Source organism: Streptomyces sp. NPDC002209, from assembly GCF_042890265.1.
GTDB lineage: Bacteria > Actinomycetota > Actinomycetes > Streptomycetales > Streptomycetaceae > Streptomyces.
This window is the reverse complement of the sequence record NZ_JBIARX010000001.1, coordinates 920,614-947,049: the sequence shown is the minus strand read 5'-3', so window position 1 is coordinate 947,049 and position 26,436 is coordinate 920,614. Positions and strand designations below refer to the sequence as shown.

The 26,436-nt window shown below is 72.5% G+C and carries 20 protein-coding genes and 1 pseudogene; 10 read left to right on the top strand and 11 right to left on the bottom strand.

Annotated features, from left to right (window positions below; genetic code table 11):
• Positions 1 to 109 precede the first annotated feature (109 nt).
• On the top strand, positions 110 to 511 hold the full coding sequence (locus ACFYXK_RS04355; RefSeq protein WP_389409741.1) for a hypothetical protein: 402 nt from the start codon (positions 110 to 112) through the stop codon (positions 509 to 511).
• 84 nt (positions 512 to 595) lie between these two features.
• Positions 596 to 2,029 carry a S28 family serine protease gene (locus ACFYXK_RS04350; protein WP_389409740.1) on the top strand — a complete coding sequence of 478 codons (1,434 nt, stop codon included), beginning with the start codon at positions 596 to 598 and terminating at the stop codon, positions 2,027 to 2,029.
• A gap of 42 nt (positions 2,030 to 2,071) precedes the next feature.
• Here ACFYXK_RS04350 and ACFYXK_RS04345 read toward each other — a convergent pair whose 3' ends face one another.
• A complete protein-coding gene (locus tag ACFYXK_RS04345; RefSeq protein ID WP_389409850.1) occupies positions 2,072 to 3,937 on the bottom strand; it encodes a glycoside hydrolase family 3 protein in 1,866 nt (621 codons plus the stop codon).
• A 55-nt stretch (positions 3,938 to 3,992) separates the two neighbouring features.
• On the bottom strand, positions 3,993 to 4,949 hold the full coding sequence (locus ACFYXK_RS04340) for a LysR substrate-binding domain-containing protein (RefSeq protein WP_389409739.1): 957 nt from the start codon (positions 4,947 to 4,949) through the stop codon (positions 3,993 to 3,995).
• A gap of 111 nt (positions 4,950 to 5,060) precedes the next feature.
• Here ACFYXK_RS04340 and ACFYXK_RS04335 point away from each other — a divergent pair, with 111 nt between their 5' ends.
• Positions 5,061 to 5,999 (top strand): EamA family transporter, encoded by a 939-nt coding sequence (locus tag ACFYXK_RS04335; protein WP_389409738.1) that lies wholly within the window; start codon positions 5,061 to 5,063, stop codon positions 5,997 to 5,999.
• On the opposite strand, the pseudogene ACFYXK_RS04330 reads toward ACFYXK_RS04335, so the two are convergent.
• Positions 5,950 to 6,450 (bottom strand): annotated as a pseudogene (locus ACFYXK_RS04330) (GNAT family N-acetyltransferase); the annotation flags it as partial. The gene ACFYXK_RS04335 and the pseudogene ACFYXK_RS04330 sit on opposite strands and share 50 nt — an antisense overlap.
• A gap of 54 nt (positions 6,451 to 6,504) precedes the next feature.
• Positions 6,505 to 7,029, bottom strand: a complete 525-nt coding sequence (locus ACFYXK_RS04325; protein ID WP_389409737.1) for a DUF937 domain-containing protein — start codon at positions 7,027 to 7,029, stop codon at positions 6,505 to 6,507.
• 278 nt (positions 7,030 to 7,307) lie between these two features.
• Between ACFYXK_RS04325 and ACFYXK_RS04320 the strand changes: the two genes are divergently transcribed.
• Positions 7,308 to 9,554, top strand: coding sequence for an ATP-dependent RecD-like DNA helicase (locus ACFYXK_RS04320; protein ID WP_389409736.1), 2,247 nt, complete (start codon positions 7,308 to 7,310; stop codon positions 9,552 to 9,554).
• Positions 9,555 to 9,736: 182 nt separating this feature from the next.
• Positions 9,737 to 11,026, top strand: coding sequence for a citrate synthase (locus tag ACFYXK_RS04315; protein ID WP_031145430.1), 1,290 nt, complete (start codon positions 9,737 to 9,739; stop codon positions 11,024 to 11,026).
• 425 nt (positions 11,027 to 11,451) lie between these two features.
• On the opposite strand, the gene ACFYXK_RS04310 is transcribed toward ACFYXK_RS04315, so the two are convergent.
• The 3 genes from ACFYXK_RS04310 to ACFYXK_RS04300 all read right to left on the bottom strand — a co-directional run bounded on the left by ACFYXK_RS04310 (position 11,452) and on the right by ACFYXK_RS04300 (position 14,881).
• Complete coding sequence (locus ACFYXK_RS04310; protein ID WP_389409735.1) at positions 11,452 to 13,746, bottom strand: heavy metal translocating P-type ATPase; 2,295 nt, start codon at positions 13,744 to 13,746, stop codon at positions 11,452 to 11,454.
• Positions 13,747 to 13,834: 88 nt separating this feature from the next.
• Positions 13,835 to 14,071 carry a heavy-metal-associated domain-containing protein gene (locus ACFYXK_RS04305; protein WP_389409734.1) on the bottom strand — a complete coding sequence of 79 codons (237 nt, stop codon included), beginning with the start codon at positions 14,069 to 14,071 and terminating at the stop codon, positions 13,835 to 13,837.
• Between the two features lie 141 nt (positions 14,072 to 14,212).
• On the bottom strand, positions 14,213 to 14,881 hold the full coding sequence (locus tag ACFYXK_RS04300; protein WP_389409733.1) for a TetR family transcriptional regulator: 669 nt from the start codon (positions 14,879 to 14,881) through the stop codon (positions 14,213 to 14,215).
• A 131-nt stretch (positions 14,882 to 15,012) separates the two neighbouring features.
• Here ACFYXK_RS04300 and ACFYXK_RS04295 point away from each other — a divergent pair, with 131 nt between their 5' ends.
• Positions 15,013 to 17,301 carry an MMPL family transporter gene (locus ACFYXK_RS04295; RefSeq protein ID WP_389409732.1) on the top strand — a complete coding sequence of 763 codons (2,289 nt, stop codon included), beginning with the start codon at positions 15,013 to 15,015 and terminating at the stop codon, positions 17,299 to 17,301.
• Between the two features lie 104 nt (positions 17,302 to 17,405).
• Here ACFYXK_RS04295 and ACFYXK_RS04290 read toward each other — a convergent pair whose 3' ends face one another.
• The 3 genes from ACFYXK_RS04290 to ACFYXK_RS04280 all read right to left on the bottom strand — a co-directional run bounded on the left by ACFYXK_RS04290 (position 17,406) and on the right by ACFYXK_RS04280 (position 19,828).
• The gene (locus tag ACFYXK_RS04290) at positions 17,406 to 17,603 is read right to left on the bottom strand and encodes a helix-turn-helix transcriptional regulator (protein ID WP_389409731.1); all 198 of its coding nucleotides are present in this window, start codon (positions 17,601 to 17,603) and stop codon (positions 17,406 to 17,408) included.
• Between the two features lie 279 nt (positions 17,604 to 17,882).
• Positions 17,883 to 18,893 (bottom strand): Gfo/Idh/MocA family protein, encoded by a 1,011-nt coding sequence (locus tag ACFYXK_RS04285; RefSeq protein WP_389409730.1) that lies wholly within the window; start codon positions 18,891 to 18,893, stop codon positions 17,883 to 17,885.
• A 20-nt stretch (positions 18,894 to 18,913) separates the two neighbouring features.
• On the bottom strand, positions 18,914 to 19,828 hold the full coding sequence (locus tag ACFYXK_RS04280) for a sugar phosphate isomerase/epimerase family protein (RefSeq protein WP_389409729.1): 915 nt from the start codon (positions 19,826 to 19,828) through the stop codon (positions 18,914 to 18,916).
• Positions 19,829 to 19,908: 80 nt separating this feature from the next.
• Between ACFYXK_RS04280 and iolC the strand changes: the two genes are divergently transcribed.
• Genes iolC through ACFYXK_RS04260 form a run of 4 tightly spaced genes read left to right on the top strand, consistent with a single transcriptional unit; the run spans position 19,909 to position 25,081 of the window.
• A complete protein-coding gene (iolC, locus tag ACFYXK_RS04275; RefSeq protein WP_389409849.1) occupies positions 19,909 to 20,820 on the top strand; it encodes a 5-dehydro-2-deoxygluconokinase in 912 nt (303 codons plus the stop codon).
• 20 nt (positions 20,821 to 20,840) lie between these two features.
• A complete protein-coding gene (gene iolB / locus ACFYXK_RS04270; protein WP_389409848.1) occupies positions 20,841 to 21,704 on the top strand; it encodes a 5-deoxy-glucuronate isomerase in 864 nt (287 codons plus the stop codon).
• Positions 21,701 to 23,569 carry a 3D-(3,5/4)-trihydroxycyclohexane-1,2-dione acylhydrolase (decyclizing) gene (gene iolD / locus ACFYXK_RS04265; RefSeq protein WP_389409728.1) on the top strand — a complete coding sequence of 623 codons (1,869 nt, stop codon included), beginning with the start codon at positions 21,701 to 21,703 and terminating at the stop codon, positions 23,567 to 23,569. The genes iolB and iolD overlap by 4 nt, the downstream gene beginning before the upstream one ends.
• 12 nt (positions 23,570 to 23,581) lie before the next feature.
• The gene (locus tag ACFYXK_RS04260) at positions 23,582 to 25,081 is read left to right on the top strand and encodes a CoA-acylating methylmalonate-semialdehyde dehydrogenase (RefSeq protein WP_383513283.1); all 1,500 of its coding nucleotides are present in this window, start codon (positions 23,582 to 23,584) and stop codon (positions 25,079 to 25,081) included.
• Positions 25,082 to 25,199: 118 nt separating this feature from the next.
• Here ACFYXK_RS04260 and ACFYXK_RS04255 read toward each other — a convergent pair whose 3' ends face one another.
• Positions 25,200 to 26,243, bottom strand: a complete 1,044-nt coding sequence (locus ACFYXK_RS04255; RefSeq protein ID WP_389409727.1) for a WxL protein peptidoglycan domain-containing protein — start codon at positions 26,241 to 26,243, stop codon at positions 25,200 to 25,202.
• Between the last annotated feature and the right edge of the window lie 193 nt (positions 26,244 to 26,436).

Sequence of the window (26,436 nt, the reverse complement as noted above, 5' to 3'; positions counted from 1 at the left end):
ACGCACCGCCGCTCCGCCCAGGCCCCCCGGATCTTGCCGTATGCAACCTTCCGGGGGGTCCGTGCGTCGTACGTGCGTACGTGTTACGTACGACCGATCGGGGGGCGAAGTGGAGCACGGGCGGAAGGGGAGCGGCCGGGGGGCCGCGTCGGCAGGGGTGTTCGCGGCGGGGCTCGTGCTCTGTCTCGGCGGGCTGATCGCGGCGCCGCCGGCGCACGCGGCGACCGGTGGCTGCGGGGGCGGCCTGGTCAGGACGCTGCCCCTGGCGACGGGCGAGGTGCGCATCTACAAGAGCCGTACGCAGGCCTGTGCGGTGACGGTGGCCCACGACCCGGGCCGACGGCGCGCGATGGCGGTGAGCATCCAGCCGCGCGGCGGGGTCCCGGTCAGCGATGCGGGGAGATTCACCCGATATGCCGGTCCTGTCACCGTCGGCGCGATCAGCCGCTGCGTGTATGTAAAGGGGAGCATCGAGGCCGGATCCGTCGAATCCGGCTGGATCCTGTGCTGAACGAGCGTCCCAACTAGGTCTGGTCAGCCGTGCGTTGACCCCGCTAGGTTCACGGGCGACCGAAGTGAACTCAGGGGAGGGTGAATGCGCAAGACGCTCGGCTGGCTGCTGTCGCTCGTGGTGCTGATCGGCACCATGGGCGCAGCCGGCTTCACGGCTCAGGCGGCCACCGCCGCAGGGCCGTCCGCCGCGACGGACATCAAGGACGAGATCCTCGGCATTGCCGGGATGAGTCTGATCGAGGAGAAGGAGTACCCCGGGTACCGCTTCTTCGTACTGAACTACGAACAGCCGGTGGACCACCGGAACCCGTCGAAGGGCACCTTCAAGCAGCGCCTCACCCTGCTGCACAAGGACGTCTCCCGGCCCACGGTGTTCTTCACCTCCGGCTACAACGTCAACACCAGCCCGCGCCGCAGCGAGCCGACGACCATCGTCGACGGCAACCAGGTGTCGTTGGAGTATCGATTCTTCACGCCCTCCCGGCCCGATCCGGCCAACTGGGCGAACCTGGACATCTGGCAGGCCGCCAGTGACCAGCACCGCATCTTCACCGCCCTGAAGAAGATCTACAAGAAGAACTGGCTCGCCACGGGCGGCAGCAAGGGCGGTATGACGGCGACGTACTACGAGCGCTACTACCCGCGTGACATGGACGGTGTCGTCGCGTACGTCGCGCCCAACGACGTCGTCAACAAGGAGGACTCGGCGTACGACCGGTTCTTCGCCAAGGTCGGCACCAAGGAGTGCCGCGACAAGCTGAACGCCGTGCAGCGCGAGGCGCTCGTGCGCCGTGAGCCGCTCGAGGCCAAGTACGCGGCCGCCGCCGCCGCGAACGGCTGGACCTTCACCACCGTCGGCAACCTCGACAAGGCCTACGAGGCCGTCGTGCTCGACTACGTGTGGGCCTTCTGGCAGTACAGCCTGCTCGCCGACTGCGCCTCCATCCCGGCCGCGGCCACCGCGAGCGACCAGGAGATCTGGGACTCGATCGACACGATCTCCGGCTTCTCGGCCTACGCCGACCAGGGCCTCGAGACGTACACGCCGTACTACTACCAGGCGGGTACGCAGCTCGGTTCGCCCGACATCAAGCAGCCGCACCTGAAGGGCCTGAGCCGCTACGGCTACCAGCCGCCGCGCAACTTCGTGCCCCGCGAGATCCCGATGACCTTCCAGCCGGGGGTCATGGCGGACGTGGACAACTGGGTGAAGAACAACGCCAACCAGATGCTGTTCGTGTACGGGCAGAACGACCCGTGGGGCGCCGAACCGTTCCACCTCGGCTACACCGTCCGCGACAGCTACGTGATGATCGCGCCCGGCGCCAACCACGGCGCCAACGTCGCCAAGCTCCAGGAGGGCGAGAAGGCGCTGGCCGCGCAGAAGATCCTGCAGTGGGCCGGAGTCGCCCCGGCCGCCGCGCTCGCCGACGCGGGCCGGGCGACGCCGCTGGCGAAGCCCGACGCGGTGCTCGACCAGAAGGACCAGGAGCGCGAGCCGCAGCTGCGGCCGTAGTTCCCGGGCAGGGCCCGAGGGGCCACGGGCGAGGTAGTACGGCTAGTCCGCCAGATCCTGGTGGTCGTCGTACGACAGCCCGTGGCCCAGCGGGTAGCGGCCCGGCACCGGGACCGGGAGGCGGCCCGAGGGCCGTGCCGCCCCGGTGACCACCCGGGCCGCCGCCCGCATCTCCACGTCCGTCCAGGTGTACGTCGCCAGCTCCGCCGCGCACGTCGGCAGCCGGGCCGGGTCGTAGGGGTTGCGGATCGCCACCACGACCACCGGCACCCCCGTGGCCAGCAGTTCCGTGACCAGCGTGCGCTGCGGATCGTCCCCCTCCGGGACGTTGTACGTGCACACCAGCACCGCCGCGTTGCCGGGGGCCGCGGCCACCGCCCGGGCCGGCGGTACGGCCGTCGCACGGCAGCCCAGGGAGGTCAGCTCCCGGGCCAGTACCGCCGTGGGGGGCCCTGTCGTACCGCTGGGGGAGGCCGGGTCGGTCCCGGTGACCAGCACCCGGGGCCCGGCCGTCGCATCCAGGGGCAGCAGTTTCACGGGATTGGCCAGCAGGGTCGTCGTACCCGCCGCGATCTCGTCGGCGGCCGTCAGGTGCGCCGGGATCCCGACCACCGTGTCCATCTGCCCGGCGGCGGTGTGCGCCGCGTCGAACAGGCCCCGGCGGGCCTTCAGTTCGAGGATCCGCAGCACCGACTCCTCGATCCGGTCCTGCGTCAGCTCGCCCGCTTCGACGGCCGCGAGCACGCTGCGGTGGGCGAGGCCCAGGTCCGGCGGGTTGAGCAACTGGTCGCAGCCCGCCTTCAGGGCCAGCACCGGGACCCGGTCGTCCCCGTACTTCTGGCGGACCCCGGCCATGTCGAGCGCGTCGGTGACCACCACCCCCCGAAAGCCCAGGCGTTCGCGCAGGATGCCGGTCACGATCGGCCGGGAGAGGGTCGCGGGGTCCCCCGAAGGATCGAGCGCGGGGAAGACGATGTGCGCCGTCATGACGGCGTCCACGCCCGCCGCCACCGCCGCCCGGAACGGCGGCTCGTCGAGCTCCTCCCACTGGGCCCGGCTGTGCCGCATCACCGGCAGCCCGATGTGGCTGTCGGTCTCGGTGTCCCCGTGGCCGGGGAAGTGCTTGGCGGTGGCGGCGACCCCGGCGCCCTGGTAGCCGCGGACCTGGGCGGCGACCAGCGCCGCCACCGCCTGCGGGTCGGAGCCGAAGGACCGTACGCCGATCACCGGGTTGGCCGGGTTGACGTTCACGTCGGCCACCGGCGCGTAGTCCTGCCGGATGCCCATCGCGGCCAGCTCGGCGCCCGCGATGCGCGCGGCGCGGCGGGCCTCGGCGGTGGCCGCGGAGTCGGCGCCGGCGGAGCCGTCCCCGGACCCGCCCGCCGCGCCGCCCGCGCCGTGCCGCGCCCCCAGCGCCATCGCCCCGGGCAGCAGCGTCGCGGGCTTGCCGATGCGCGCCACGGCTCCGTGCTCCTGGTCGATGGAGAGCATCAGCGGGACGCCGGAGCCGGTGCCTGCGGCCGCCCGCTGGAGGGCGGCCGACAGCTCGGCGATCTGCTGCGGGGCACGGGTGTTGTGGGCCCAGGAGAAGTAGATGATTCCGCCGAGGTGGTAGCGGGCGACCAGCTCGGCGGCCGTGCGCACCCCGAACAGCTTCAGGTTCTGCTCGGCGTCCGCCGCGTCGGGGTCGGTCGCCGAATGGCCGTACGCGCGGGACACGAAGAGCTGCCCGACCTTCTCGGCCAGGCTCATCCCGGCCACCAGGCGGCGCAGCGCCGCCCGGTCGGGCGCCCGGCCGGGCGGACGGTCGCCGGGACGCGGGTCGTCGGCGTGCGGTTCGCCGTTCCCGCCGCCCGGGCCACCGCCCACGGCGTACGAGGCCACTCCGGCGGCCGTGACGGCGGCCATGGCGGCCGCGGTGAGCAGGGACCTGCGGGACGCGTGGTACGACACGCGCCGGACCCTACTGCCGGGCCGCGCCCCCGGCGCCGCGGACACTCGGGAGGTCCCCCGGACGGGGTGCCGCGTACGCCCAGTGCTCCTGCAGGGTCCGCACGGCCTCGGTGATCGCCGGCCGGCGGGCCGCCCCCGTCCGCCACAGGGCGTACAGCCTGCGTACGGGACCGGGCTCCAGCGGCACGGCCACCGCGCCCGGCGGCAGCGCCCCGGTGCCCAGCCGCGGTACGACGGCCACCCCGAGCCCGGCCGCGACCAGCGCGACGATGGTGTGGTTCTCCTCGGCCACGTGCGCGACGTCCGGCTCCAACCCGGCCGTGCGCAGGGTGCGCATCAGCCAGTCGTGGCAGACCCGGCCGGGCGGCTGGCAGACCCAGCGCTGGCCGCCGAGGTCGCCCCTGCGGATGACCGCCCGCGCCGTGAACGGGTGGTCGTGCGGCACCACCAGGTCGCACGGGTCGTCCCCGATGACCGCCTGCTCGACGCCCTCCGGGGCGGGCAGCGGGGCGATGTCCCAGTCGTGGGCCACCGCCAGATCGGTGACCCCCCGGGCCACCAGGTCCACGGACAGGTGGGGGTCGACCTCCGTGAGGCGCACGTCCAGCGCGGGATGCCGGCGCGCGAGATCGGCGAGCACCCCCGGCAGGAGCCCGCGCGCCGCCGAGGCGAAGGCGGCCACCGTCAGCAGCCCGCTCGGCTGCCCGCGGCGCTCCTCCAGGGTGGTCTCGGCGCGCTCCACGATCGCCAGCAACTCCTGGGCGGTCTGGGCGAGATGCCGGGCCTCCTCGGTGAGCGCGACCCCGCGCCCGCGCCGCTCCAGCAGCGTGGTCCGGGTCTCCCGCTCCAGCTTGGCGATCTGCTGGGACACGGCGGAGGGGGTGTAGCCGAGGGCTGCCGCCGCGCCCGCGACCGAGCCGTGGACGGAGACGGCGTGCAGGGCGCGCAGCCGGGAGAGGTCGAGCATGCGGCCATCGTAGGCACCGCCGGACCACGGGAGCACCCGTAAGCAATGCTTCATCCATCCCGGAAGACATCCGCGCTGGTGCTACATGGTTGCGCCGTCGATGCTCGAAGCATGCGTCCCGTCCACACTGCACTCGCCGTACTCGTCGCCGCCGTCTGGGGCTTCAACTTCGTCGTCATCGAGATCGGCCTCGGCCACTTCCCGCCGCTGCTCCTGTCCGCCCTGCGCTTCCTCGTCGCCGCGCTGCCCGCCGTGTTCTTCGTCGGCCGTCCCAAGGCCGCCTGGAAGTGGATCATCGCGGTCGGAGTGGCCCTCGGCATCGCCAAGTTCGGCCTCCTGTTCACGGGGATGGCCGCCGGGATGCCGGCGGGACTCTCCTCCCTCGTGCTCCAGGTCCAGTCCGTCTTCACCGCCGTCCTCGCCTCCCTCGTCCTGCGCGAGCGGCCGGGGCGGGTCCGGATCGCCGGCATGGCGGTGGCGCTCGCCGGGATCGGTGTCGCCGCCGTGGACGGGGGCACCTCGGGGCCGGTGCTCGGCTTCACCCTGGTCGTCGCGGCCGCCGCCTGCTGGGGCGTGTCCAACGTCCTGACGCGGAAGGCGTCCCCGCCCGACGCGCTGAACTTCATGGTCTGGGTGTGCACCGTCCCGGTGCTCCCGCTGTTCGGGCTCTCGCTGCTGATCGAGGGGCCCGAGCGGGACCTGGCCGCGCTGCGCGGGCTGGACTGGTCCGGGGTCGCGGTCATCGGGTACGTGGCCTGGGTGTCCACCGTGTTCGGCTTCGGCGCCTGGAACCACCTGCTGAAGCGCTACCCGGCCTCCTCGGTGGCGCCGTTCTCGCTGCTGGTGCCGGTGTTCGGGATGTCCTCGGCCGCGCTGGTACTCGGCGAGAGCGTCTCGGGGCTGCGCTGGGTGGCGGCGCTCCTGCTGGTCGGCGGGGTGGGCATGACCTCGCTGGCCCCCGCCCGCGCGGGAACCCGTACGCAGGGCGGCGGCGCGGCGGTCAGCGCGGGGAGTCCTCCTGCAACGGCAGCCGCCAGTCCTGCCCCGTGAGCGTGACGCCGTACGAGCGGTGCGGGCGCTCGGCGACCAGGGTGAACCCGGCACGCTGGTAGAGGGAACGGGCCGAGGTCAGCACGTCGTTGGTCCACAGCACCAGCTCGCGGTAGCCGACCGAGCGGGCGAACGCGACGACGGTGTCGACGAGGAGGGACCCGATGCCGTGCCCGCGCCCCTCCGGGTCGACGAGGAGCAGCCGGAGCCGCGCCGTGCCCGGTGCGCCGTCCTCGCGCACGCACATCACCGAGCCGACCGGCCGGCCGTTCAGCTCGGCGATCCAGACCCGCTCGAGATGCGGGTCGTGGTCCTCGGCGAAGTCGGCGACGATCCGGGCCACGAGACCCTCGAAGTCCGTGTTCCAGCCGTACTCGGCGGCGTAGAGCGCGCCGTGCCGCTGCACGATCCAGCCCAGCTCCCCGGGCTCGGGGTCCCGCAGCCGTACCGCTGCGGGGGAGTTGTCGGCAGGGGGCTCCATGGCGCCCGAGGATACGCGGTGGAGCTACTTCCTGCCGCCGCCCAGGATCTGGCCCAGCAGGTCGCCGAATCCGCCGCCCTCCGCCGGGGCGGCGCCCGGTGCCGCGCCGGGAGCCGGGGCTCCGGCGGCGCCCTTGCCGGCGGCCGCGCGCTTGGCGAAGACGGTCAGCAGCACCGGGATCAGCAGTTCGATGACGCGGCTGACGGTGGCCGGGGGGATGCCGGTCTTCTTGGAGACCGCCGCGGCGACCGGCTTGCTCGCCTTCGCGAGCACCCCGGCCATCAGACCGCCGCCGAGCAGCCCGCCGCCGAGCGTGGCCACCCCCTGCAACGGGGGTTCGGCCACCTCGGCGAAAGCCTGGCGGACCTCCTCGTCACCGGCGTCCCCGGCGGCGGCCTTCTCCTGGAGGCCGCCGGCCATGGCGCCGACCGTGGTCGCGACGGCCTCGCGGGCGCCCGCCGCGTCGGTGCCGAGCAGGCCGGCGATGTCGGTCAGCCCGTCCGGGCCCAGCTCGCCGAGCACGTCTTCCTGGAACGAAGATTCACTCATGCCGGAAACGCTACTTCTGTGGTGATTCAAGGGCACCTCGGACCGGCGTCGCGGCGCCCATGAGTAATGGAAACGTAAAGTTCCGATTCGGTGTGCAACCCCCGGGCGGGGCAGCGGGTCGTATGGTGCGTCGGCACTTCCGGGGAGGGATCTGGGGGGATCGGGAAGTCCGACACGGGAGGGGTAACCGTGAGGGGGTCCGGCCGCGAGGCCGGACCCCCTTCCGGTTTGTCCACAGGCCTGACGGGCTGTCGGCGCCGGGCGGTAGTTTCACTGCCATGGCAACCAACGGGGCGGTGCAGCCGGCAGTGGTCGAGGGGGTGCTCGAACGCATCACCTACGCCAACGAGGAGAGCGGGTACACGGTCGCCCGGGTCGACACCGGCCGCGGCAGCGGGGACCTGCTCACGGTCGTCGGCTCCCTGCTCGGGGCGCAGCCCGGCGAATCGCTGCGCATGGAGGGCCGCTGGGGCTCCCACCCCCAGTACGGCAAGCAGTTCACGGTGGAGAACTACCGCACCGTGCTCCCCGCGACCATCCAGGGCATCCGCCGCTACCTCGGCTCCGGCCTGATCAAGGGCATCGGCCCGAAGATCGCCGACCGGATCGTGGAGCACTTCGGCACCGACACCCTCGACGTCATCGAGGCCGAGCCGAAGCGGCTGATCGAGGTGCCCGGGCTCGGTCCCAAGCGGACCAGGCTGATCGGCGCCGCGTGGGAGGAGCAGAAGGCGATCAAGGAGGTCATGGTCTTCCTCCAGGGCGTCGGCGTCTCGACCTCCATCGCGGTCCGGATCTACAAGAAGTACGCCGACGCCTCCATCTCGGTGGTCAAGAACCAGCCGTACCGGCTCGCCGCCGACGTGTGGGGCATCGGCTTCCTGACCGCCGACCGGATCGCCCAGGCCGTCGGCATACCGCACGACAGCCCCGAACGGGTCAGGGCCGGGCTCCAGTACGCCCTGTCCCAGTCCACCGACCAGGGGCACTGCTTCCTGCCCGAGGAGCGGCTGATCGCCGACGGGGTCAAGCTGCTCCAGGTGGACACCGGGCTGGTCATCGAATGCCTGGCCGAGCTCGCCGCCGACCCGGAGGGCGTCGTACGGGAGTCCGTGCCGGATCCGCAGGGCGGGCCGGATCCGCTGACCGCCGTGTACCTGGTGCCCTTCCACCGCGCCGAGCTCTCGCTGGTGGGCCAGGTGCGGCGGCTCCTGGGCGCCGAGGACGACCGCATGCCGGGCTTCCAGGACGTGGACTGGGACAAGGCCCTGCGCTGGCTCTCCGGGCGCACCGGGGCCGAGCTGGCCCCCGAGCAGCGGGACGCGGTCAGACTGGCGCTGACCCGCAAAGTGGCCGTCCTCACCGGCGGGCCGGGCTGCGGGAAGTCCTTCACCGTGCGCTCGATCGTGGAACTGGCCCGGGCCAAGAAGGCCAAGGTCGTGCTCGCCGCCCCCACCGGCCGGGCGGCGAAGCGGCTGTCCGAGCTCACCGGGGCCGAGGCCTCCACCGTGCACCGGCTGCTGGAGCTCAAGCCGGGCGGGGACGCGGCGTACGACCGGGAACGCCCGCTGGACGCGGACCTGGTCGTCGTCGACGAGGCCTCGATGCTGGACCTGCTGCTGGCGAACAAGCTGGTCAAGGCGGTGGCACCGGGTGCGCACCTGCTGCTGGTCGGGGATGTGGACCAGCTGCCCTCGGTGGGCGCCGGGGAGGTGCTGCGGGACCTGCTGGCCGAGGGCGGGCCGGTGCCCGCGGTCCGGCTGACCCGGATCTTCCGGCAGGCCCAGCAGTCGGGCGTGGTCACCAACGCCCACCGGATCAACACGGGCCTGCCGCCGCTCACCGACGGGCTGCCGGACTTCTTCCTGTTCCCGGAGGAGGACACCGAGGAGGCCGGGCGGCTCGCGGTGGACGTGGCGGCCCGCAGGATTCCGGCCAGGTTCGGGCTGGACCCGCGCCGTGACATCCAGGTGCTCGCGCCCATGCACCGGGGCCCGGCCGGCGCCGGAAACCTCAACGGCCTGCTCCAGCAGGCCATCACGCCCGCCCGGCCGAACCTGCCCGAGAAGCGGTTCGGCGGCCGGGTCTTCAGGGTCGGCGACAAGGTCACCCAGATCCGGAACAACTACGAGAAGGGCGCCAACGGCGTCTTCAACGGCACGGTCGGCGTGGTCACCGCCCTCGACGCGGACGAACAGCGCCTCACGGTACGGACGGAGGAGGACGAGGAGGTCGGCTACGAGTTCGCGGAGCTCGACGAGCTGGCCCACGCGTACGCCGTCACCATCCACCGCTCCCAGGGGAGTGAATATCCGGCCGTGGTGATCCCGGTCACCACCGGGGCTTGGATGATGCTCCAGCGCAATTTGCTCTACACGGCGGTGACCAGGGCGAAGAAACTCGTCGTGCTGGTCGGGTCCCGCAAGGCCCTCGGCCAGGCGGTGCGTACCGTTTCTGCAGGCAGGAGGTACACGGCGGTCGCGCCCAGGCTGTCCGGACGGATACCGGTGGGAAACATCACCTAAATGATCGATCATTTGGGGTTCCGGCACCGGCGCGGAGGGGGCAGGATGAGCAGGTTGAAGGCACTCAGTGCCGTCAAAAAGACCAAAGGCCGACCCCGAGTGCACTCTCCTGCGCCAAATGGGGGAAGGTAGAGGCAGTCAGGGCACCTCGAAGAAGAGGCACTACGTCGGTGAGGGATGACGTGAGCGACAACTCTGTAGTACTCCGGTACGCGGACGGTGAATACACCTACCCGGTGGTCGAAAGCACCGTCGGTGACCAGGGCTTCGACATCTCGAAGCTGAGGGCCCAGACCGGGCTCGTCACCTTGGACAGCGGATACGGCAACACCGCCGCCTACAAGTCCGCGATCACCTACCTCGACGGTGAGCAGGGAATCCTGCGCTACCGCGGTTACCCGATCGAGCAGCTGGCCGAGCGTTCGACCTTCATCGAGGTCGCGTACCTGCTGATCAACGGTGAGCTGCCGACCGTCGACCAGCTCGCGTCGTTCCGCAACGAGATCACCCAGCACACGCTGCTGCACGAGGACGTCAAGCGGTTCTACGACGGCTTCCCGCGCGACGCGCACCCGATGGCGATGCTGTCCTCCGTGGTCAGCGCGCTGTCGACGTTCTACCAGGACAGCCACAACCCGTTCGACGAGAAGCAGCGCAACCTCTCGACGATCCGGCTGCTGGCCAAGCTCCCGACGATCGCGGCGTACGCGTACAAGAAGTCGGTCGGCCACCCGGTGGTCTACCCGCGCAACGACCTCGGCTACGTCGAGAACTTCCTGCGCATGACCTTCTCCGTACCGGCCCAGGAGTACGACCTGGACCCGGTCGTGGTCTCGGCGCTCGACAAGCTGCTGATCCTGCACGCGGACCACGAGCAGAACTGCTCGACCTCCACCGTGCGCCTGGTCGGCTCCTCGCAGGCGAACATGTTCGCCTCGATCTCTGCCGGCATCTCGGCCCTGTGGGGTCCGCTGCACGGTGGCGCCAACCAGTCCGTCCTCGAGATGCTCGAGGGCATCAAGAACGACGGCGGCGACGTCGACGCCTTCATCCGCAAGGTGAAGAACAAGGAAGACGGCGTCCGCCTCATGGGCTTCGGACACCGCGTCTACAAGAGCTTCGACCCCCGGGCGAAGATCATCAAGGCGGCGGCGCACGACGTCCTCTCGGCGCTCGGCAAGAGCGACGAGCTGCTCGACATCGCGCTCAAGCTGGAAGAGCACGCGCTGGCCGACGAGTACTTCGTCTCGCGCAACCTCTACCCGAACGTGGACTTCTACACCGGCCTGATCTACCGGGCCATGGGCTTCCCGACCGAGATGTTCACCGTGCTCTTCGCGCTCGGCCGCCTTCCCGGCTGGATCGCCCAGTGGCACGAGATGATCAAGGAGCCGGGTTCCCGCATCGGCCGTCCGCGCCAGATCTACACCGGCGAGGTCCTGCGCGACTTCGTCCCGGTCGAGGCCCGCTGACCCGAGGCTCAACCGAGGCCGCCGGCCGACGCGTTCAGTCGGGCGAAGAGGCCGACCAGGCAAGCGAAAAGCGCCCCGCCGTCGATCCCCCCACGGGTCGACGGTCGGGGCGCTTTCCTTTCCCCGGAACGGATTCCCCCCACGGGACCCGAGCCGGGGTGTCGGCGAGGAGCGCACGCGCGGTGCGCCCCGATGGGTGTCTGCCGGGACCCGTACGGGTCGGGAGGGCCGCTCAAAGCACCCCGTTGGGCACGCGTCCCGGCCGGCTGATGCCCCGGACGTCCCCCAAGACCCCCGTGAACGTCCCCCAAGACGTTCCTGGCATCGCCCCATTAGACCCACTGCAGTGCCGGATGGTTACGTTGCAATCACTGTGATCTGCGTCTCCCGTGAAGGAAGTGTGTACGCAGTGAGGAGAAGATCCCCTAGCGGAAGGATCGCAACCGGAGGCTGTTGCTCACCACGAAAACGGAGGAGAACGCCATCGCGGCCCCCGCAATCATCGGGTTGAGCAGGCCGGCGGCCGCCAGCGGCAAGGCCGCCACGTTGTAGCCGAACGCCCAGAAGAGGTTGCCCTTGATGGTGGCCAGGGTCCGCCGGGAGAGCCGGATCGCGTCCGCCGCCACCCGCAGGTCCCCCCGTACGAGGGTCAGGTCGCCGGCCTCGATCGCGGCGTCGGTGCCGGTGCCCATGGCCAGGCCCAGGTCCGCCTGGGCCAGCGCGGCCGCGTCGTTGACCCCGTCGCCCACCATGGCGACGGTACGACCTTCGGCCTGGAGCCGGCGCACGACGTCCACCTTGTCCTGCGGGAGCACCTCGGCGATCACCTCGTCGATGCCCACCTCGCGGGCCACCGTCTCGGCCACGGCCTTGTTGTCGCCGGTCAGCAGCACCGGGGTCAGGCCCAGCGCCCGCAGCCGGGACACCGCCTCGGCGCTGGTCTCCTTGACCGCGTCGGCCACGGTCAGGACCCCCCGCGCCGCCCCGTCCCAGGCCACCAGGACGGCGGTGCCGCCCGCGGCCTCGGCGGCCGCCTTGGCTTCGGCGAGACCGGCGGGCAGGGCGATCGACCGGTCGGCCAGCAGCTGCTCTCGGCCGACCAGGACGGCGTGTCCGTCCACGACGCCCCGGACGCCCAGCCCGGCGAGGGCCTCGAAGGACTCCGGGACCGGCAGGGCACCGGCCCTCTCGGCGGCGCCGGTGGCGATGGCCCGGGCGATCGGGTGCTCGGAGGAGTGCTCCAGCGAGCCCGCGAGGCGCAGCAGTTCGCGCTCGTCCGTACCGGCGGCGGTGTGCACGCCGGACAGGGTCATCCGGCCGGTGGTGACCGTACCCGTCTTGTCGAGGACGACCGTGTCGACGCGGCGGGTGGACTCCAGCACCTCGGGGCCCTTGATCAGGATGCCGAGCTGCGCGCCGCGCCCGGTTCCGACCATCAGCGCGGTCGGGGTGGCCAGGCCCAGGGCGCAGGGGCAGGCGATGATCAGGACGGCCACGGCGGCGGTGAAGGCGGCGGTGGGGTTGTCGGTGATCAGCAGCCAGGTGACCCAGGTGCCGAGCGCCAGCACCAGCACGACCGGCACGAAGACCCCGGAGATCCGGTCGGCGAGGCGCTGCACCTCGGCCTTGCCGTTCTGCGCCTCCTCGACGAGCCTGGCCATCCGGGCGAGCTGGGTGTCGGCGCCGATCCGGGTGGCCTCGACGACGAGGCGGCCGGAGGTGTTGACGGTGGCGCCGGTGACGGAGTCGCCCACGCCGGCCTCGACGGGGACCGACTCGCCGGTCAGCATCGAGGCGTCCACGGCGGAGGCGCCCTCCACGACCGTGCCGTCGGTGGCGATCTTCTCGCCGGGGCGTACGACGAACCGGTCGCCGACCGCGAGCTGCGCCACCGGGATCCGTACCTCGCGGCCGCCGCGCAGGACGGCGACGTCCTTGGCGCCCAGCTCCAGCAGGGCCTTGAGGGCGGCGCCCGCCTTCCGCTTGGAGCGGGCCTCCAGGTAGCGGCCGAGCAGGATGAAGCTGACGACGCCGGCGGCGACCTCCAGGTAGATCGCGGAGGAGCCGTCCGTCCGTGAGACGGCGCCCCCCTGGACCGCGATGAGGGTGAAGCCGTGCCGCATGCCCGGCATCCCGGCATGGCCGAAGAAGAGGGCCCACAGCGACCAGGCGAAGGCGGCGAGGGTGCCGACCGAGACCAGGGTGTCCATGGTGGCGGCGCCGTGCCGGGCGTTGGTCCAGGCGGCCCTGTGGAAGGGGAGAGCGCCCCAGACGACGACGGGGGCGGCCAGGGTCAGCGAGAGCCACTGCCAGTTGTCGAACTGGAGGGCCGGGACCATCGAGAGCAGCACGACGGGCAGGGCCAGGGTGGCCGAGACCAGCAGCCGCTGGCGCAGCGCGGCCAGCTCGGGGTCGCGGGGGGCGCCGGCCTGCGCGGCCCCGGGGGCCTCTGCTTCCGGTTCCGGCTGCGGGGGCTCCTCGGCGGTGTACCCGGTCTTGACGACGGTCGCGATCAGGTCGGCGACCCGGACCCCGCCGCCGTACGAGACGCGGGCCTTCTCGGTGGCGTAGTTCACCGTGGCGCTGACCCCGTCCATCCGGTTCAGCTTCTTCTCGATGCGGGCGGCGCAGGAGGCGCAGGTCATCCCGCCGATGCTCAGCTCGACCTCGGCGGCTCCGGCCGCCGCTATGGGCCCGTCGTGCACTGTGCTGCTGCTCATGTCCGGCTCCAGGGGGAGGGCCGGGTCGTACGGAACCAGTATGAGCTGGCCGGCACGACCCGGCGGGGTACTGCGAAGGAGAGGGTGCTCAGACGGCCGGGCCGGCGAACTCGTACCCGGCCTCGTCCACGGCGGCGGCGACGTCCTCGTCGGTGAGCGCGGCGGCGGAGACCACGGTGACCTCGCCGGTCGCGGCGACGGCCTTGACCGAGCTGACGCCCGGCAGGGCGGAGATCTCGGTGGTCACCGCGCCCTCGCAGTGCCCGCAGGTCATGCCGGTCACCCGGTAGACGGTGGTGGTCTGGGTGTCCGTCTCGGCGGTCATGTCGTTCTCCTCTTCAAGGGCGTGTCCGGTCGCCGGGGCCGGCGGTTTCGCTCCACCGTCCTCCCGACTCTTGGAGACTATACCCCTAGGGGGTATCAACGCGAGCGTTCGCCGCCACTTCCGTCCGGTTCCGGATGTGCGTCAGTGCGGGTGGGGGGCCGTGACCATCGGCTCCAGGTAGCGCAGCAGCACGGTCTTCAGCTCGGCGACGTACGCGGCCCGCTCGGCGCCCTCGCTCGCCAGGATCAGGTCGAGCGACGCCTTGAAGATGCCCAGGATCATGTTGGAGACGTGGGCGAACTCCTCGGGCGTGCCGTCCGGGCAGAAGCTGCCCAGGACGCCCTGGATCCGCGCCAGCAGCCCGGAGTGCAGCTCCTCGTGCTCCTGGGTGATGCCGGGGATGCCGGAGCCGTGCATGAGGGCCCAGAAGGCCGGGTTCTCGCAGTTGAAGGCGATCACCGGGTCCAGGACGGCGTCGAGCAGCTCGGGCAGGGGCCTGTCCAGGTTCTCGGGGAGGAAGGCCTGGCCGTGCATCTCGTGGGCGCGCCGGAGCAGCTGGCCGCCCAGCTCGATGGCGATGGCTTCCTTGTTCGGGAAGAACTGGTAGAGCGTGCCCGGCGAGACCTCGGCCTCGCGGGCGATGGCGTTGGTGCTGGCCGCGGCGTATCCGGTACGGCAGAACACGCTGGCGGCGGCCGCCAGGAGCTGGGCGATCCGGCGCTCCCCGCGGGCCTGGCGCCGCGGGGCGGCGGCCTTCTTCGTGGCCTTCGGGGCCTTTGCGGCGGTTTCGGCCCGGGACCTCTCCGGCATGTCACGTCCCTTGCTTCCCGTGGGTGATTGACAAACGCGAGAGGGCGCTCGCATTCTTGGGAAACGCGAGCGACTGCTCGTGTTTGCCAGTTTAAGTTGCCTGGCAATCACGGTGAAGGGGACACCGAGTCATGTCCGAAGTCAAAAAACCGCCGTCGCCAGGGGAGAGCGGACGGTGGACCCGGATCGTCACGGCCCGGCCGCGACTCTCGCTGCTGCTCGCCCTCGTGGTCACGGCACTGGCCGTCCTCGCGGGCGGCGGCGTGGCCGACCGGATGGGCAGCGGCGGCTGGGAGGACCCGGACGCCCGGTCCACCTACGCCGCCAAGGTCCTCGAGCGTGAGTTCCCCGGCTCCCAGCCCAACCTGCTCCTGCTGGTGGACGCCGCCGCCGGCGCGGGCGCGGGGTCGGCGCCTGGGACGGCCGGGGTGGACGATCCCGCCGTCGCCGCCGAGGCCGAGCGGCTGACCGCGCAGCTCGCCTCCGAGCAGGGGGTGGCCGGAGTCGGCTCGTACTGGCGCACGCACCTGCCCGCGCTGCGCTCCGAGGACGGCAGGCAGGCCCTGATCGCCGCCCGGGTGCTCGGCGACGAGAAGACCCGCGCCGCGGTGCTGGAGCGGATCGCCCCGCGCTACCGGGGCGAGCACGGGCCGGTGCGCGTCTCCCTCGGGGGACCGGTCGCCGTCCAGCGCGAGGTGACCACCACCATCCAGGAGGACCTGCTGCGCGCCGAGGTGATCGCCCTGCCGGTGACCCTCGTCCTGCTCGTCATCGTCTTCGGCAGCGCCGTCGCCGCGCTGCTGCCGCTGGGCGTGGGCATCGTCGCCATCCTCGGCACCAATGCCGTGCTGCGCGGCCTCACCGAGTTCACCGACGTCTCCGTCTTCGCCCAGAACCTGACCACCGCGCTCGGCCTCGGCCTCGCCATCGACTACGCCCTGTTCATCGTGCGGCGGTTCCGCGAGGAGCTCGCCGCCGGGCGGGATCCGGTGGCAGCCGTGGGGGCCACGCTGCGGACCGCCGGGCGTACGGTGCTGTTCTCGGCGCTGACCGTGGCCGTCTCGCTCTCGGCCATGCTGTTCTTCCCGATGTACTTCCTGCGCTCCTTCGCCTACGCCGGGGTCGCGGTGGTCCTGCTCGCGGCGGGCGCCGCCCTGATCCTGCTGCCGGCGGCGCTGGTGCTGCTCGGGGAGCGGGTCAACTCCCTCGACCTGCGGCGGCTGTGGCGGCGGGGGCGGGCCGGGGCGGCCGAAGGGGCGCCGGCCGCGGATGCCGAGGCCGGCCGGGGCTGGGCGCGGACGACCGCGCTGGTGATGCGCCGGGCCCCCGTGTTCGCCCTCGCCACCACTGCGGGGCTGCTCCTGCTCGGACTGCCTTTCCTCGGGGTGAAGTTCGGCACCGTGGACGACCGGCAGCTGCCGGAGACCGCCGCGTCCCACCTGGTCCAGCAGCAGATCCGCGACGGCTTCCCGGGCAGCCCCGGCGCCGGGCTGACGGTGCTGGCCGAGGGCGCGGCCGGTCCCGCGGACCTGGGCGCCTACCGGGACCGGCTGGCCGCCCTGCCCGGGGTGCGGGTGGCCGGGCCGGTGAGCTCCGAGGCCCGGCCGGGGTACGCGTACTTCTCGGTGGTCACCGAGGGCGAGGCGGTGGGGCAGCGGGCCCAGGACCTCGTCGGCGTGGTGCGCGCCGTGGACGCCCCCTTCGACACCTCGGTGACGGGGCAGGCGGCGGTGCTCGTCGACGCCCAGAAGGCGATAGCGCAGAAGCTGCCGGCGGCCCTGGCCCTGGTGGTCCTGGCCACGCTGCTGCTGGTCTTCCTGCTCACCGGGAGCGTGCTGATACCGGTCCAGGCGGTACTGCTCAACGCGCTGAGCCTGACGGCGATGTTCGGGGCGGTGGTGTGGGTCTTCCAGGAGGGCAACCTGTCCGGACTGCTCTCCTTCACCTCCACCGGGGACATCGAGACGACGCTGCCCGTCCTGATGTTCTGCATCGCCTTCGGACTCTCCATGGACTACGGGGTGTTCCTCATATCCCGCATCAAGGAGGAGTACGAGCGGACCGGGGACCACGAGGGGGCGGTGCGCACCGGCCTGGTCCGCACGGGCGGGCTGATCACCGCGGCGGCCGTGATCCTGGCGGTGGTGATGGTGGCCATCGGCAGCTCCCGGGTGACCAACACCAAGATGCTGGGGCTCGGGATCGCCCTGGCCGTGCTGATGGACGCGCTGGTCGTACGGAGCCTCCTGGTCCCGGCGGTGATGAAGCTGACGGGGAAGGCCACCTGGTGGGCGCCGGGCCCGCTGCGGCGGCTGCACGAGCGGTTCGGGCTGAGCGAGGGGGAGTCCGCTCCCGGGCCGCTGTCGCCGGCGCCGGGGGAGCGGCCGGAGCCGGACCGGATACCCGCGGCCAGCCGGTAGCCGGTAGCCGGTGGCAGGGGCAGGGGGGAGCCGCCGCGGCTGGGGGCGGCTCCCCTCTGCGGACGGGGCCCCGGCGGTCCTGTTCGCAGCCGGGGTCGCGGGCGTCAGTCGCGGCGGCCCCGGTTGCCGGGGCGGCGGGCCACCCAGGCGCGGATCGTGTCGGCGTACCAGTAGGGCTTTCCGCCTTCCACGTGGTCGGGAGCGGGGAGCAGCCCGTGCTTGCGGTACGAGCGCACCGTGTCCGGCTGGACCTGGATATGGGCGGCGATCTCCTTGTACGACCACAGCTGTCGGTCGCTCATCCACGACACCTCCTTGTCCACGCCGCGGGGCCGGCCTGGAAGCCGTCGGGGGAGCCGACGCGTGGACACAGACGATCACTCACGTTGTGCCCGGAGAACGACGGAGGGTGAAGGCGCGGGAGGGGCTGTCGAGTTGCTGTGACGGAAAACCCGCGTGATGCGGACATCCGTGACACAGGGGCGATGCCCGTGACGGATGCGGCACAACGGATGGGAGGTGAGCGGGGAGCAGTGAACGGCGAGCAGTGAACGGCAGCGGCAGGCGGGCGGGAGGGCGGCTCAGCGGTACAGCGCCGGCCGTTCCACCAGCTCCACCGGGGTCCGTACGCCGCCGTGCGCGGCCGTGAGCCCCGCTGCGCAGACCGCGGCCGCCGCGTAGCCGTCCCAGGCGTCGGGCCCGGCCACCCGGCCCTGCGCGGCCGCGGCCACCCAGCGCCGCAGCTGGCGGTCGTACGCGTCGGCGAACCGGACGGTGAAGTCCTGGGGGATCTCCCCGTAGCTGCGGCCCGCGGACCGGACGACCATCGCCTGCCCCTCGCCGATCTGGGCGCTCCCCGCCTCGCCGACCGCCTCGCACCGGACCTCGTAGCCGAAGCCGCAGTTGACGAAGATCTCCACGTCCACGATCGCCCCGCCCGAGGTCTCCAGCAGGACCAGCCGGGGATCGCGCAGCCCCTCGGGGGCCGCCGAGGTGGGCGTCGGGGAGAGCACGGACACCGCGGTGATCTCCTGCCCGAGCAGCCAGCGCGCCGCGTCGACCTCGTGCACGACGGAGTCGCTGATCAGCATGTCGCTGGTGAAGAACGACGGCGAAGAGGCATTGCGGTGCCGGCAGTGCAGGAACAGCGGCCGGCCGATCCCGCCCGCGTCCAGCAGCTCCTTGAGCCGCTCGTACTCGGCGTCGAACCGCCGCATGAACCCCACCTGCACCAGGCGCCGGCCCAGCCGCTGCTCGGCCTCCATCACCCGCAGCGCCCCCGCCGGATCCGGGGTCAGCGGCTTCTCGCACAGCACCGGCAGTTCCCGCTCCAGGGCGTGCAGGATCGCCTCCTCGTGGGCGGGCCCCGGTGAGGCGATCAGTACGGCCTGCACCCCCGGTGCCCCTATCGCGGCCGCCGGATCCGTGTGCGCGCTCGCGCCGTCCAGCCCCGCCGCGACCGCCTTGACCCGGTCGCCGTCCGGGTCGGCCACGGCCACCACCCGGGCCCCGCCCACCGTCCGCCCGAACCGGCGGACGTGGTCGGCGCCCATCTTCCCCGTCCCGATGACGGCGATGCCCAGCGTGCTCATGTCGTGTTCCCTCCGGGGAGTCAGCGGGCGCCGCAGGAGCGCAGGTAGGCGCGGGTGCGGCGGGCGATCGGCAGCGGCCGGTCGGGCGGGCACGGGTACATGTCCTGCTCCACGATCGCGAAGAGGTCCACGCCGAGCCGCTGGGCGGCCGCGAGTACGGGTTCCAGTGCGGGCACCCCCGACGGCGGCTCGCACATCACCCCGCGGGCCACGGCCGGCCCGAAGGGCAGCTGCTCCGCGACGACTTCGGCGAGGATCCGCGGGTCGACCTGCTTGAGGTGGAGGTAGCCGATCCGCTCGGCGAAGGTCTCGACGGCCTGGACGCTGTCGCCGCCGCAGTAGGCGTAGTGCCCGGTGTCCAGGCACAGGGAGACCAGGTCCGGGTCGGTGGAGTCCAGGAAGCGGGCCACGTTCTGCGGGGTGTCGATGTGCGTGTCCGCATGCGGATGCACGACGATCCGCAGCCCGTACCGGTCCTGGACCTCGCGGCCCAGGCGCTCGGTCTGCCTGGTCAGTTCACGCCATTGCGCGGGCGTGAGGGTGCGGTCCTCCAGCACCTCGCCCGTCTTGTCGTCCCGCCAGAACGAGGGAATGACGACGAGGTGGCGCGCGCCCATGGCCTGCGTGAGCGCCGCGATCCGCGACACGTGCTCCCAGGTGTCCGCCCAGACGGCGGGCCCGTGATGGAGTCCCGTGAAGACGGTGCCGGCGCTGACGCGCAGGCCCCGCTTGGCGGTCTCCTCGGCGAGGCGGGCGGGGTCGGTGGGGAGATAGCCGTACGGGCCGAGCTCGATCCACTCGTACCCGCAGTCGGCGACCTCGTCGAGGAACCGGTCCCACGGGGTCTGCAGCGGATCGTCGGGGAACCAGACACCCCAGGAGTCCGGAGCCGAACCGATGCGGATACGGGTCAACGCGGGTGGGGAGGACGTCATGACGGCCACCTTAGGGTGCGAGACGAGTGGGAGGACTGCCTGTGACCGCAGCGGACGATGTCGCGTTCGACCTGATCACGATGGGACGCATCGGGGTGGATCTCTACCCGCTGAGAACGGGCGTACCGCTGGCGGAGGCGGACACCTTCGGGAAGTTCCTGGGCGGCTCGCCCACCAACGTCGCCGTCGCGGCGGCCCGGCTGGGCCGCCGGGTGGCGGTGATCACCAAGACCGGAGCGGACCCCTTCGGCGCCTACCTGCGGGCCGAACTGCGCGGGTTCGGGGTGGACGACCGGTGGGTGGGGGAGGAAGCGCGCCATCCGACCCCGCTCACGTTCTGCGAGATCTTCCCGCCGGACGATTTCCCCCTCTACTTCTACCGGCTGCCGAAGGCCCCCGACCTGGAGATCGAACCGGGGGAGCTGGACCTGGCGGCGGTACGCGCCGCACGGGTGTTCTGGATGACGGGGACCGGCCTGAGCGTGCAGCCGAGCCGCTCGGCCACCCTGGCCGCGCTGGAGGCCCGCGCGAAGTCCGGGATCACGGTCTTCGACCTCGACTGGAGGCCGATGCTGTGGGAGGACGAGCCGCACGACGCGTACGCGCAGGCGCTGGGCCTCGCCACGGTGGCGGTCGGCAACGCACAGGAGTGCGCGATCGCGACCGGCGAACACGAACCGCGGGCGGCGGCGCGGGCGCTGCTCGCGGCCGGGGTGGAACTGGCGGTGGTGAAACGGGGGCCGGACGGGGTACTGGCGATGCGGCGGGACGGAACGGTGGTGGAGGCGGCGCCGGTGCAGGTTGAGGTGGTGAACGGGCTGGGCGCGGGGGACGCGTTCGGCGGGGCGCTGTGCCACGGGCTGCTGGCGGGCTGGGACCTGGAGCGGGTGCTCCGCTTCGCCAATGCGGCGGGGGCGATCGTTGCGTCGCGGCTGGCGTGCTCGGCGGCGATGCCGTACGCGAAGGAAGTGGAGGAGGTGCTGGAGCCGTGACGGTGACCGCGTCCCATGCGATGGAGTTCACCGCGCTGCGGGTGCTGGAGCTTGCACCCGGCGAGACGTATGCGCACGCGTGCGGGGACCACGAGTGGATCGTCCTCCCGCTGGCCGGCGGCTGCACGATCCGCTGCGCGGAGCCCGTCCCGGCGGCCCCGCCGGGAACACCCGGAGGGCCACCCGGCGAGCCGTCCGTCACGGTGTTCGAACTCCGCGGCCGCGAGAGCGTGTTCAGCGGGCCGAGCGACTTCGCGTACCTGCCCCGGGACGGGGAGGCGGAGATCGGGTCCCCGTCCGGAGGGCGGTTCGCGCTGGTCGGGGCGCGGTGCGAGCAGATCCTGCCCGCCCGGTACGGGCCCGCCCGGGATGTCCCCGTCGAGCTGCGCGGCGCGGCCCACTGCTCCCGGCAGGTCAACAACTTCGCCGCCGCCGGAGTCTTCGAATGCGACCGGCTCATCGCCGTCGAGGTCCTCACCCCCGGCGGGAACTGGTCCTCGTACCCGCCCCACAAGCACGACGAGTTCCACCCCGGCCACGAGTCCCGCCTCGAGGAGATCTACTACTTCGAGATCGCCCCGCACGGGGACACCCCCGGGCTCGGCTACCAGCGTGTCACCCCCTCCGCGGCGGGGAAGACCGACATCCTCACGGAGGTGAGGACCGGCGACGCGGTGCTCATCCCGGACGGCTGGCACGGGCCGTCCATCGCCGCGCCCGGGCACGACATGTACTACCTCAACGTCATGGCCGGGCCCCCGGGACCGCCCCGGGAGTGGCTGATCCGGGACCACCCCGACCACGCCTGGATCCGGGACACCTGGCCCGGCCAGGACACCGACCCCCGGCTGCCCTTCCACCGAGCGGAGGACGAGACCCGATGAGGCTCACCGTCGCGCAGGCCCTCGTCCGCTTCCTCGCGCGCCAGTACACCGAGCGCGACGGCCGCCGGCACCGGCTGATCGCCGCCACCTGGGGGATCTTCGGGCACGGGAACGTCGCCGGCATCGGTCAGGCCCTCCTCGAGAGCGGCCCGCGCGAGATGCCCTTCCTCCAGGGGCGCAACGAGCAGGCCATGGTGCACGCCGCCGTCGGGTACGCCCGCCAGTGCGGGCGGCTCTCGGCCCACGCCGTCACCACCTCCATCGGGCCCGGCGCCACCAACCTCGTCACCGGGGCCGCCCTCGCCACCATCAACCGGATCCCCGTCCTCCTCCTGCCCGGCGACACCTTCGCCACCCGGCCCGCCGATCCCGTGCTGCAGCAGCTCGAGGTGCCGTACGCGGGCGACCTCTCCGTCAACGACACCCTGCGGCCCGTCTCCCGCCACTTCGACCGGATCACCCGCCCCGAGGCCCTGATCCCGGCCGCCCTCCAGGCCGTGCGGGTGCTCACCGACCCCGTCCAGACCGGCGCGGTGACCCTGGCGCTGCCGCAGGACGTCCAGGCCGAGGCCTACGAGTGGCCGCCCGAGTTCTTCGCCGAGCGCGTGTGGGGCGTCCGCAGACCACGGCCCGACCGGGACGAGCTCGCCCGGGCCGCCGCCGCCGTACGGGGCTCCGCGCGCCCGCTGATCGTCGCCGGCGGCGGGATCCGGCACAGCGCCGCCCAGGCCGCGCTGGCGGAGTTCGCCGAGGCGACCGGGATCCCGGTCGCCTCCACGCAGGCGGGCAAGGGGGCGCTCCCGTACGACCACCCCGCCGATGTCGGCGGCATCGGGCACACCGGGACGGCCACCGCCGACGAGCTGGCGCGCGGCGCCGACCTGGTCATCGCCGCCGGGACCCGGCTCACCGACTTCACCACCGCCTCGGCGACCCTGTTCCAGAATCCCGCCGTCCGCTTCCTCGGACTCAACCTCGACCCGTACGACGCCCACAAGCTCGCCGCCCGGCCGCTGGTCTGCGATGCGCGGGTGGGCCTGGAAGACCTCCGGGACGCGGCTGCCGGGTACCGCGTGGACCCCGCGTACGAGACGGCGTACAAAGAGAAGAAACGCAGCTGGGAGCAGCTGGTCGAGCGTGCCTACGCGGCCCCCGACGAGGACGCCGCCCCGACGCAGGCCCAGGTGCTCGGGCTGCTCGACTCGGTGGTCGACGCCTCCGACATCCTGATCAACGCCGCCGGCTCGCTGCCCGGGGACCTGCACAAGCTGTGGCGCCCGCGCTCGCCCGACCAGTACCACGTCGAGTACGGCTACTCCTGCATGGGCTACGAGATCCCGGCGGCGATCGGCACCGCGCTCGCCGCCCCCGGCCGCCCGGTGTGGGCGCTGGTCGGCGACGGGACGTACCTGATGAACCCGACCGAGATCGTCACGGCCGTGCAGGAGGGCATCCCGATCAAGGTGGTGATCCTCGACAACCACGGCTACGCCTCCATCGGCGGCCTCTCCGGGGCCGTGGGCGGGGAGGGCTTCGGGACGGCGTACCGCTTCCGGGCGGACGACGGTTCGTACACCGCAGCGCCCCTGCCGGTGGACCTCGCGGCCAACGCAGCCTCCCTCGGGATGGCCGTGATCCGCACCCGCACCATCGGTGACCTGCGGAAAGCCCTCGCCGAAGCGCGTGAGGCGGACCGTCCCACATGTGTCTACGCACAGACCCGAACACCCGACACTGTGTCGGGCCCGCCCCCGGCGCAGGCGTGGTGGGATGTTCCTGTGGCCGAGACCGCGACCCGTGCGTCCGCGAACGCGGCCCGCGAAGAGTACGACCGGCAAGCCGCGCAGCGACGTCGCCATCTGTGAAGGAGCAAGGCAATGAAGACCGTCAACCACTGGATCGGTGGCAAGACCGTCGAGGGCGCGTCGGGCAACTACGGCCCGGTCACCGACCCGGCCACCGGCGAGGTCACCACGCAGGTCGCGCTCGCCTCCGCCGACGAGGTCGACGCGGCCGTACGGGTCGCCCAGGAGGCCTACCAGAGCTGGGGCCAGTCCTCGCTGGCCGCCCGCACCAAGGTGCTGTTCGCCTACCGCGCGCTGCTGGACGCCAACCGCGACGCCATCGCCGAGCTGATCACCGCCGAGCACGGCAAGGTGCACTCGGACGCGCTCGGCGAGGTCGCGCGCGGCCTGGAGATCGTCGAGCTGGCCTGCGGGATCACCACCCAGCTCAAGGGCGAGCTGTCGACCTCCGTCTCCAACCGGGTCGACGTCGCCGCCATCCGCCAGCCGCTCGGCGTGGTCGCGGGCATCACCCCGTTCAACTTCCCGGCGATGGTGCCGATGTGGATGTTCCCGCTGGCCGTGGCCTGCGGAAACACCTTCATCCTCAAGCCGAGCGAGAAGGACCCGTCGGCCGCCAACAAGCTGGCCGAGCTGGCGTCCGAGGCCGGCCTGCCGGACGGTGTGCTCAACGTCGTCCACGGCGACAAGGTCGCCGTCGACGCGCTGCTCGCCCACCCGGGCATCGCCGCCGTCTCCTTCGTCGGCTCCACGCCGATCGCCCGCCACATCCACACGACCGCCTCCGCGAACGGCAAGCGGGTCCAGGCCCTGGGCGGCGCCAAGAACCACATGCTGGTGCTGCCGGACGCCGACCTGGACGCGGCCGCCGACGCGGCGGTCTCGGCCGCGTACGGCTCTGCGGGCGAGCGCTGCATGGCGATCTCGGCGGTCGTCGCGGTCGGCTCCATCGGCGACGAGCTGGTCGAGAAGATCCGCGAGCGCGCCGAGAAGATCAAGATCGGCCCGGGCAACGACCCGACCTCCGAGATGGGCCCGCTGATCACCGCCGCCCACCGCGACAAGGTCGCCTCGTACGTGAAGGGCGCGGCCGACCAGGGCGCCGACGTGGTCCTGGACGGTACGGGCTACACGGTCGGAGGCTTCGAGAACGGCCACTGGATCGGCCTGTCGCTCCTGGACAACGTCAGGACCGACTCCGACGCCTACCGCGACGAGATCTTCGGCCCGGTGCTGTGCGTGCTGCGCGCCGAGACCTACGAGGAGGGCGTGGCCCTCATCAACGCCTCGCCGTTCGGCAACGGCACCGCGATCTTCACCCGCGACGGCGGCGCCGCGCGCCGCTTCCAGCTGGAGATCGAGGCCGGCATGGTCGGCGTCAACGTCCCGATCCCGGTGCCGGTGGGCTACCACTCCTTCGGAGGCTGGAAGGACTCGCTCTTCGGCGACCACCACATCTACGGCAACGACGGCATCCACTTCTACACCCGCGGCAAGGTCGTCACGACCCGCTGGCCGGACCCGTCCGAGGCCCCGTCGGGCGTGGACCTGGGCTTCCCCCGCAACCACTGACCCGTAGGACCGCACGACCGGCGCGCCCCCCGCAACCCTCACGCGGGGGGCGCGCTCCGTTCCCCGTGCCCGTTCCCGGTGCCCGCTCGCGGGGCGGGGGCGCCCACGCCCCCGCCGGTCAGCGGGTCCCCGCCAAGTCCGCCGCGGGTTCGTCCCGTTCGGCGCCCTCCGCGGACCGGCCGCGGCGGCGCCGCAGGACCAGCAGGGTGAGCGCCGCGCCCGCCAGCACCAGCAGCGCGCCGAGGGCCGGCCACGGTACGGCCACGAACTCCGCCTCGGACGCCGAGGTGAGGTCCGGATGGGCGCTCGCCCCGGCCGAGATCCGTACGGTGACCCAGTCCGACTGCGGTGCGTCCGCCCACGGTTCGGTCAGCTCGATCCGCTGGCCGGGCAGCAGCGCCAGCTTCAGCTCGCGAGCCGGCCGGTCGAGCACCGTACGGCCGAACAGCCCCTCGGCGGACACCGCCACCTTGGGCTCGATGACCACGTTGCCCCGGTTGACCAGCGTGTACGAGACCGTGGCGCGGGCCTTCTCGACCCACGGCAGCAGCGGCGCGGACCGGCTGACCTTCACGTCCTCCACGCTCAGCCCCGGCGTCACCGGCCCCGGCACCCGGAAGTACAGCCGCGAGCCGACCTGCCGCTTCACCCCGACCTGGACCTTGCCCTCCTGCCGGATGCCCTCCACCGCGGTGTTGAGGGCGACGATCCCGCCGACGTGGTCCCCGGGCGTCGCGTCCTCGGGGACCTTCACCGTGAACGGGACGTCCTTGCGGCCCTTGGGCGGCACGGTCACCGTGGTCGCCGTCTCGGGCGGCAGGGCTATCCAGGCGCCCACGTCCTTGGGCTTCCGGTCCACGGGCAGCAGCGCGAAGGCGCCGCCGGCCGGGGTGTTGACCGCGTCGGTGGCGAAGATCTGGAAGGTCAGCTCCTTGTCGGAGGAGTTCAGGACCGTCACGCTGTCGCTGACCGTGGTCCCGGCCGCGCCCTGGTGGAAGAAGTACGCGCGGTCGGTCATCGCGGCGCCGGCCGGGGGCGTCGGGAACACCCCCCAGGTGCCGTTGTCCGCGGCCGTCGCCGTCGTCGCGGGCAGGAGCAGGCCCGCGACCAGCAGCAACAGGGCGGGGAGCAGACCGTACGAAACAGGGACGCGGGGGCGCATGGGCGGTTCTCCAGTCGGCGCGGGGAGGCGGAGGTGGGGCGGAAGGCGAAGGGGTGGTGGGGGGCCCCCCCCCCCCCCCCCCCGGGGGCCCGGGCCCCCCCCCGGGGGGGGCTAGTGAAAGTTGACACCCTCGGGGTGGGTGTCGCGAAAAAATAACGCGGGGGCTGGGAAAACCCCCCCCCCCCCCCCGCCA

Coding starts and splice junctions, on each gene's coding strand:
- ACFYXK_RS04305 (WP_389409734.1), bottom strand. CDS start 14,071: ATGACCGCCGAGACGGACACCCAGACCACCACCGTCTACCGGGTGACC.
- ACFYXK_RS04290 (WP_389409731.1), bottom strand. CDS start 17,603: ATGAGCGACCGACAGCTGTGGTCGTACAAGGAGATCGCCGCCCATATC.
- ACFYXK_RS04335 (WP_389409738.1), top strand. CDS start 5,061: ATGCGTCCCGTCCACACTGCACTCGCCGTACTCGTCGCCGCCGTCTGG.
- ACFYXK_RS04260 (WP_383513283.1), top strand. CDS start 23,582: ATGAAGACCGTCAACCACTGGATCGGTGGCAAGACCGTCGAGGGCGCG.
- ACFYXK_RS04345 (WP_389409850.1), bottom strand. CDS start 3,937: ATGGCCGCCGTCACGGCCGCCGGAGTGGCCTCGTACGCCGTGGGCGGT.
- iolC (WP_389409849.1), top strand. CDS start 19,909: ATGGGACGCATCGGGGTGGATCTCTACCCGCTGAGAACGGGCGTACCG.
- ACFYXK_RS04340 (WP_389409739.1), bottom strand. CDS start 4,949: ATGCTCGACCTCTCCCGGCTGCGCGCCCTGCACGCCGTCTCCGTCCAC.
- iolD (WP_389409728.1), top strand. CDS start 21,701: ATGAGGCTCACCGTCGCGCAGGCCCTCGTCCGCTTCCTCGCGCGCCAG.
- ACFYXK_RS04280 (WP_389409729.1), bottom strand. CDS start 19,828: ATGACGTCCTCCCCACCCGCGTTGACCCGTATCCGCATCGGTTCGGCT.
- ACFYXK_RS04310 (WP_389409735.1), bottom strand. CDS start 13,746: ATGAGCAGCAGCACAGTGCACGACGGGCCCATAGCGGCGGCCGGAGCC.
- ACFYXK_RS04320 (WP_389409736.1), top strand. CDS start 7,308: ATGGCAACCAACGGGGCGGTGCAGCCGGCAGTGGTCGAGGGGGTGCTC.
- ACFYXK_RS04325 (WP_389409737.1), bottom strand. CDS start 7,029: ATGAGTGAATCTTCGTTCCAGGAAGACGTGCTCGGCGAGCTGGGCCCG.
- ACFYXK_RS04300 (WP_389409733.1), bottom strand. CDS start 14,881: ATGCCGGAGAGGTCCCGGGCCGAAACCGCCGCAAAGGCCCCGAAGGCC.
- ACFYXK_RS04285 (WP_389409730.1), bottom strand. CDS start 18,893: ATGAGCACGCTGGGCATCGCCGTCATCGGGACGGGGAAGATGGGCGCC.
- ACFYXK_RS04295 (WP_389409732.1), top strand. CDS start 15,013: ATGTCCGAAGTCAAAAAACCGCCGTCGCCAGGGGAGAGCGGACGGTGG.
- ACFYXK_RS04350 (WP_389409740.1), top strand. CDS start 596: ATGCGCAAGACGCTCGGCTGGCTGCTGTCGCTCGTGGTGCTGATCGGC.
- ACFYXK_RS04255 (WP_389409727.1), bottom strand. CDS start 26,243: ATGCGCCCCCGCGTCCCTGTTTCGTACGGTCTGCTCCCCGCCCTGTTG.
- iolB (WP_389409848.1), top strand. CDS start 20,841: ATGGAGTTCACCGCGCTGCGGGTGCTGGAGCTTGCACCCGGCGAGACG.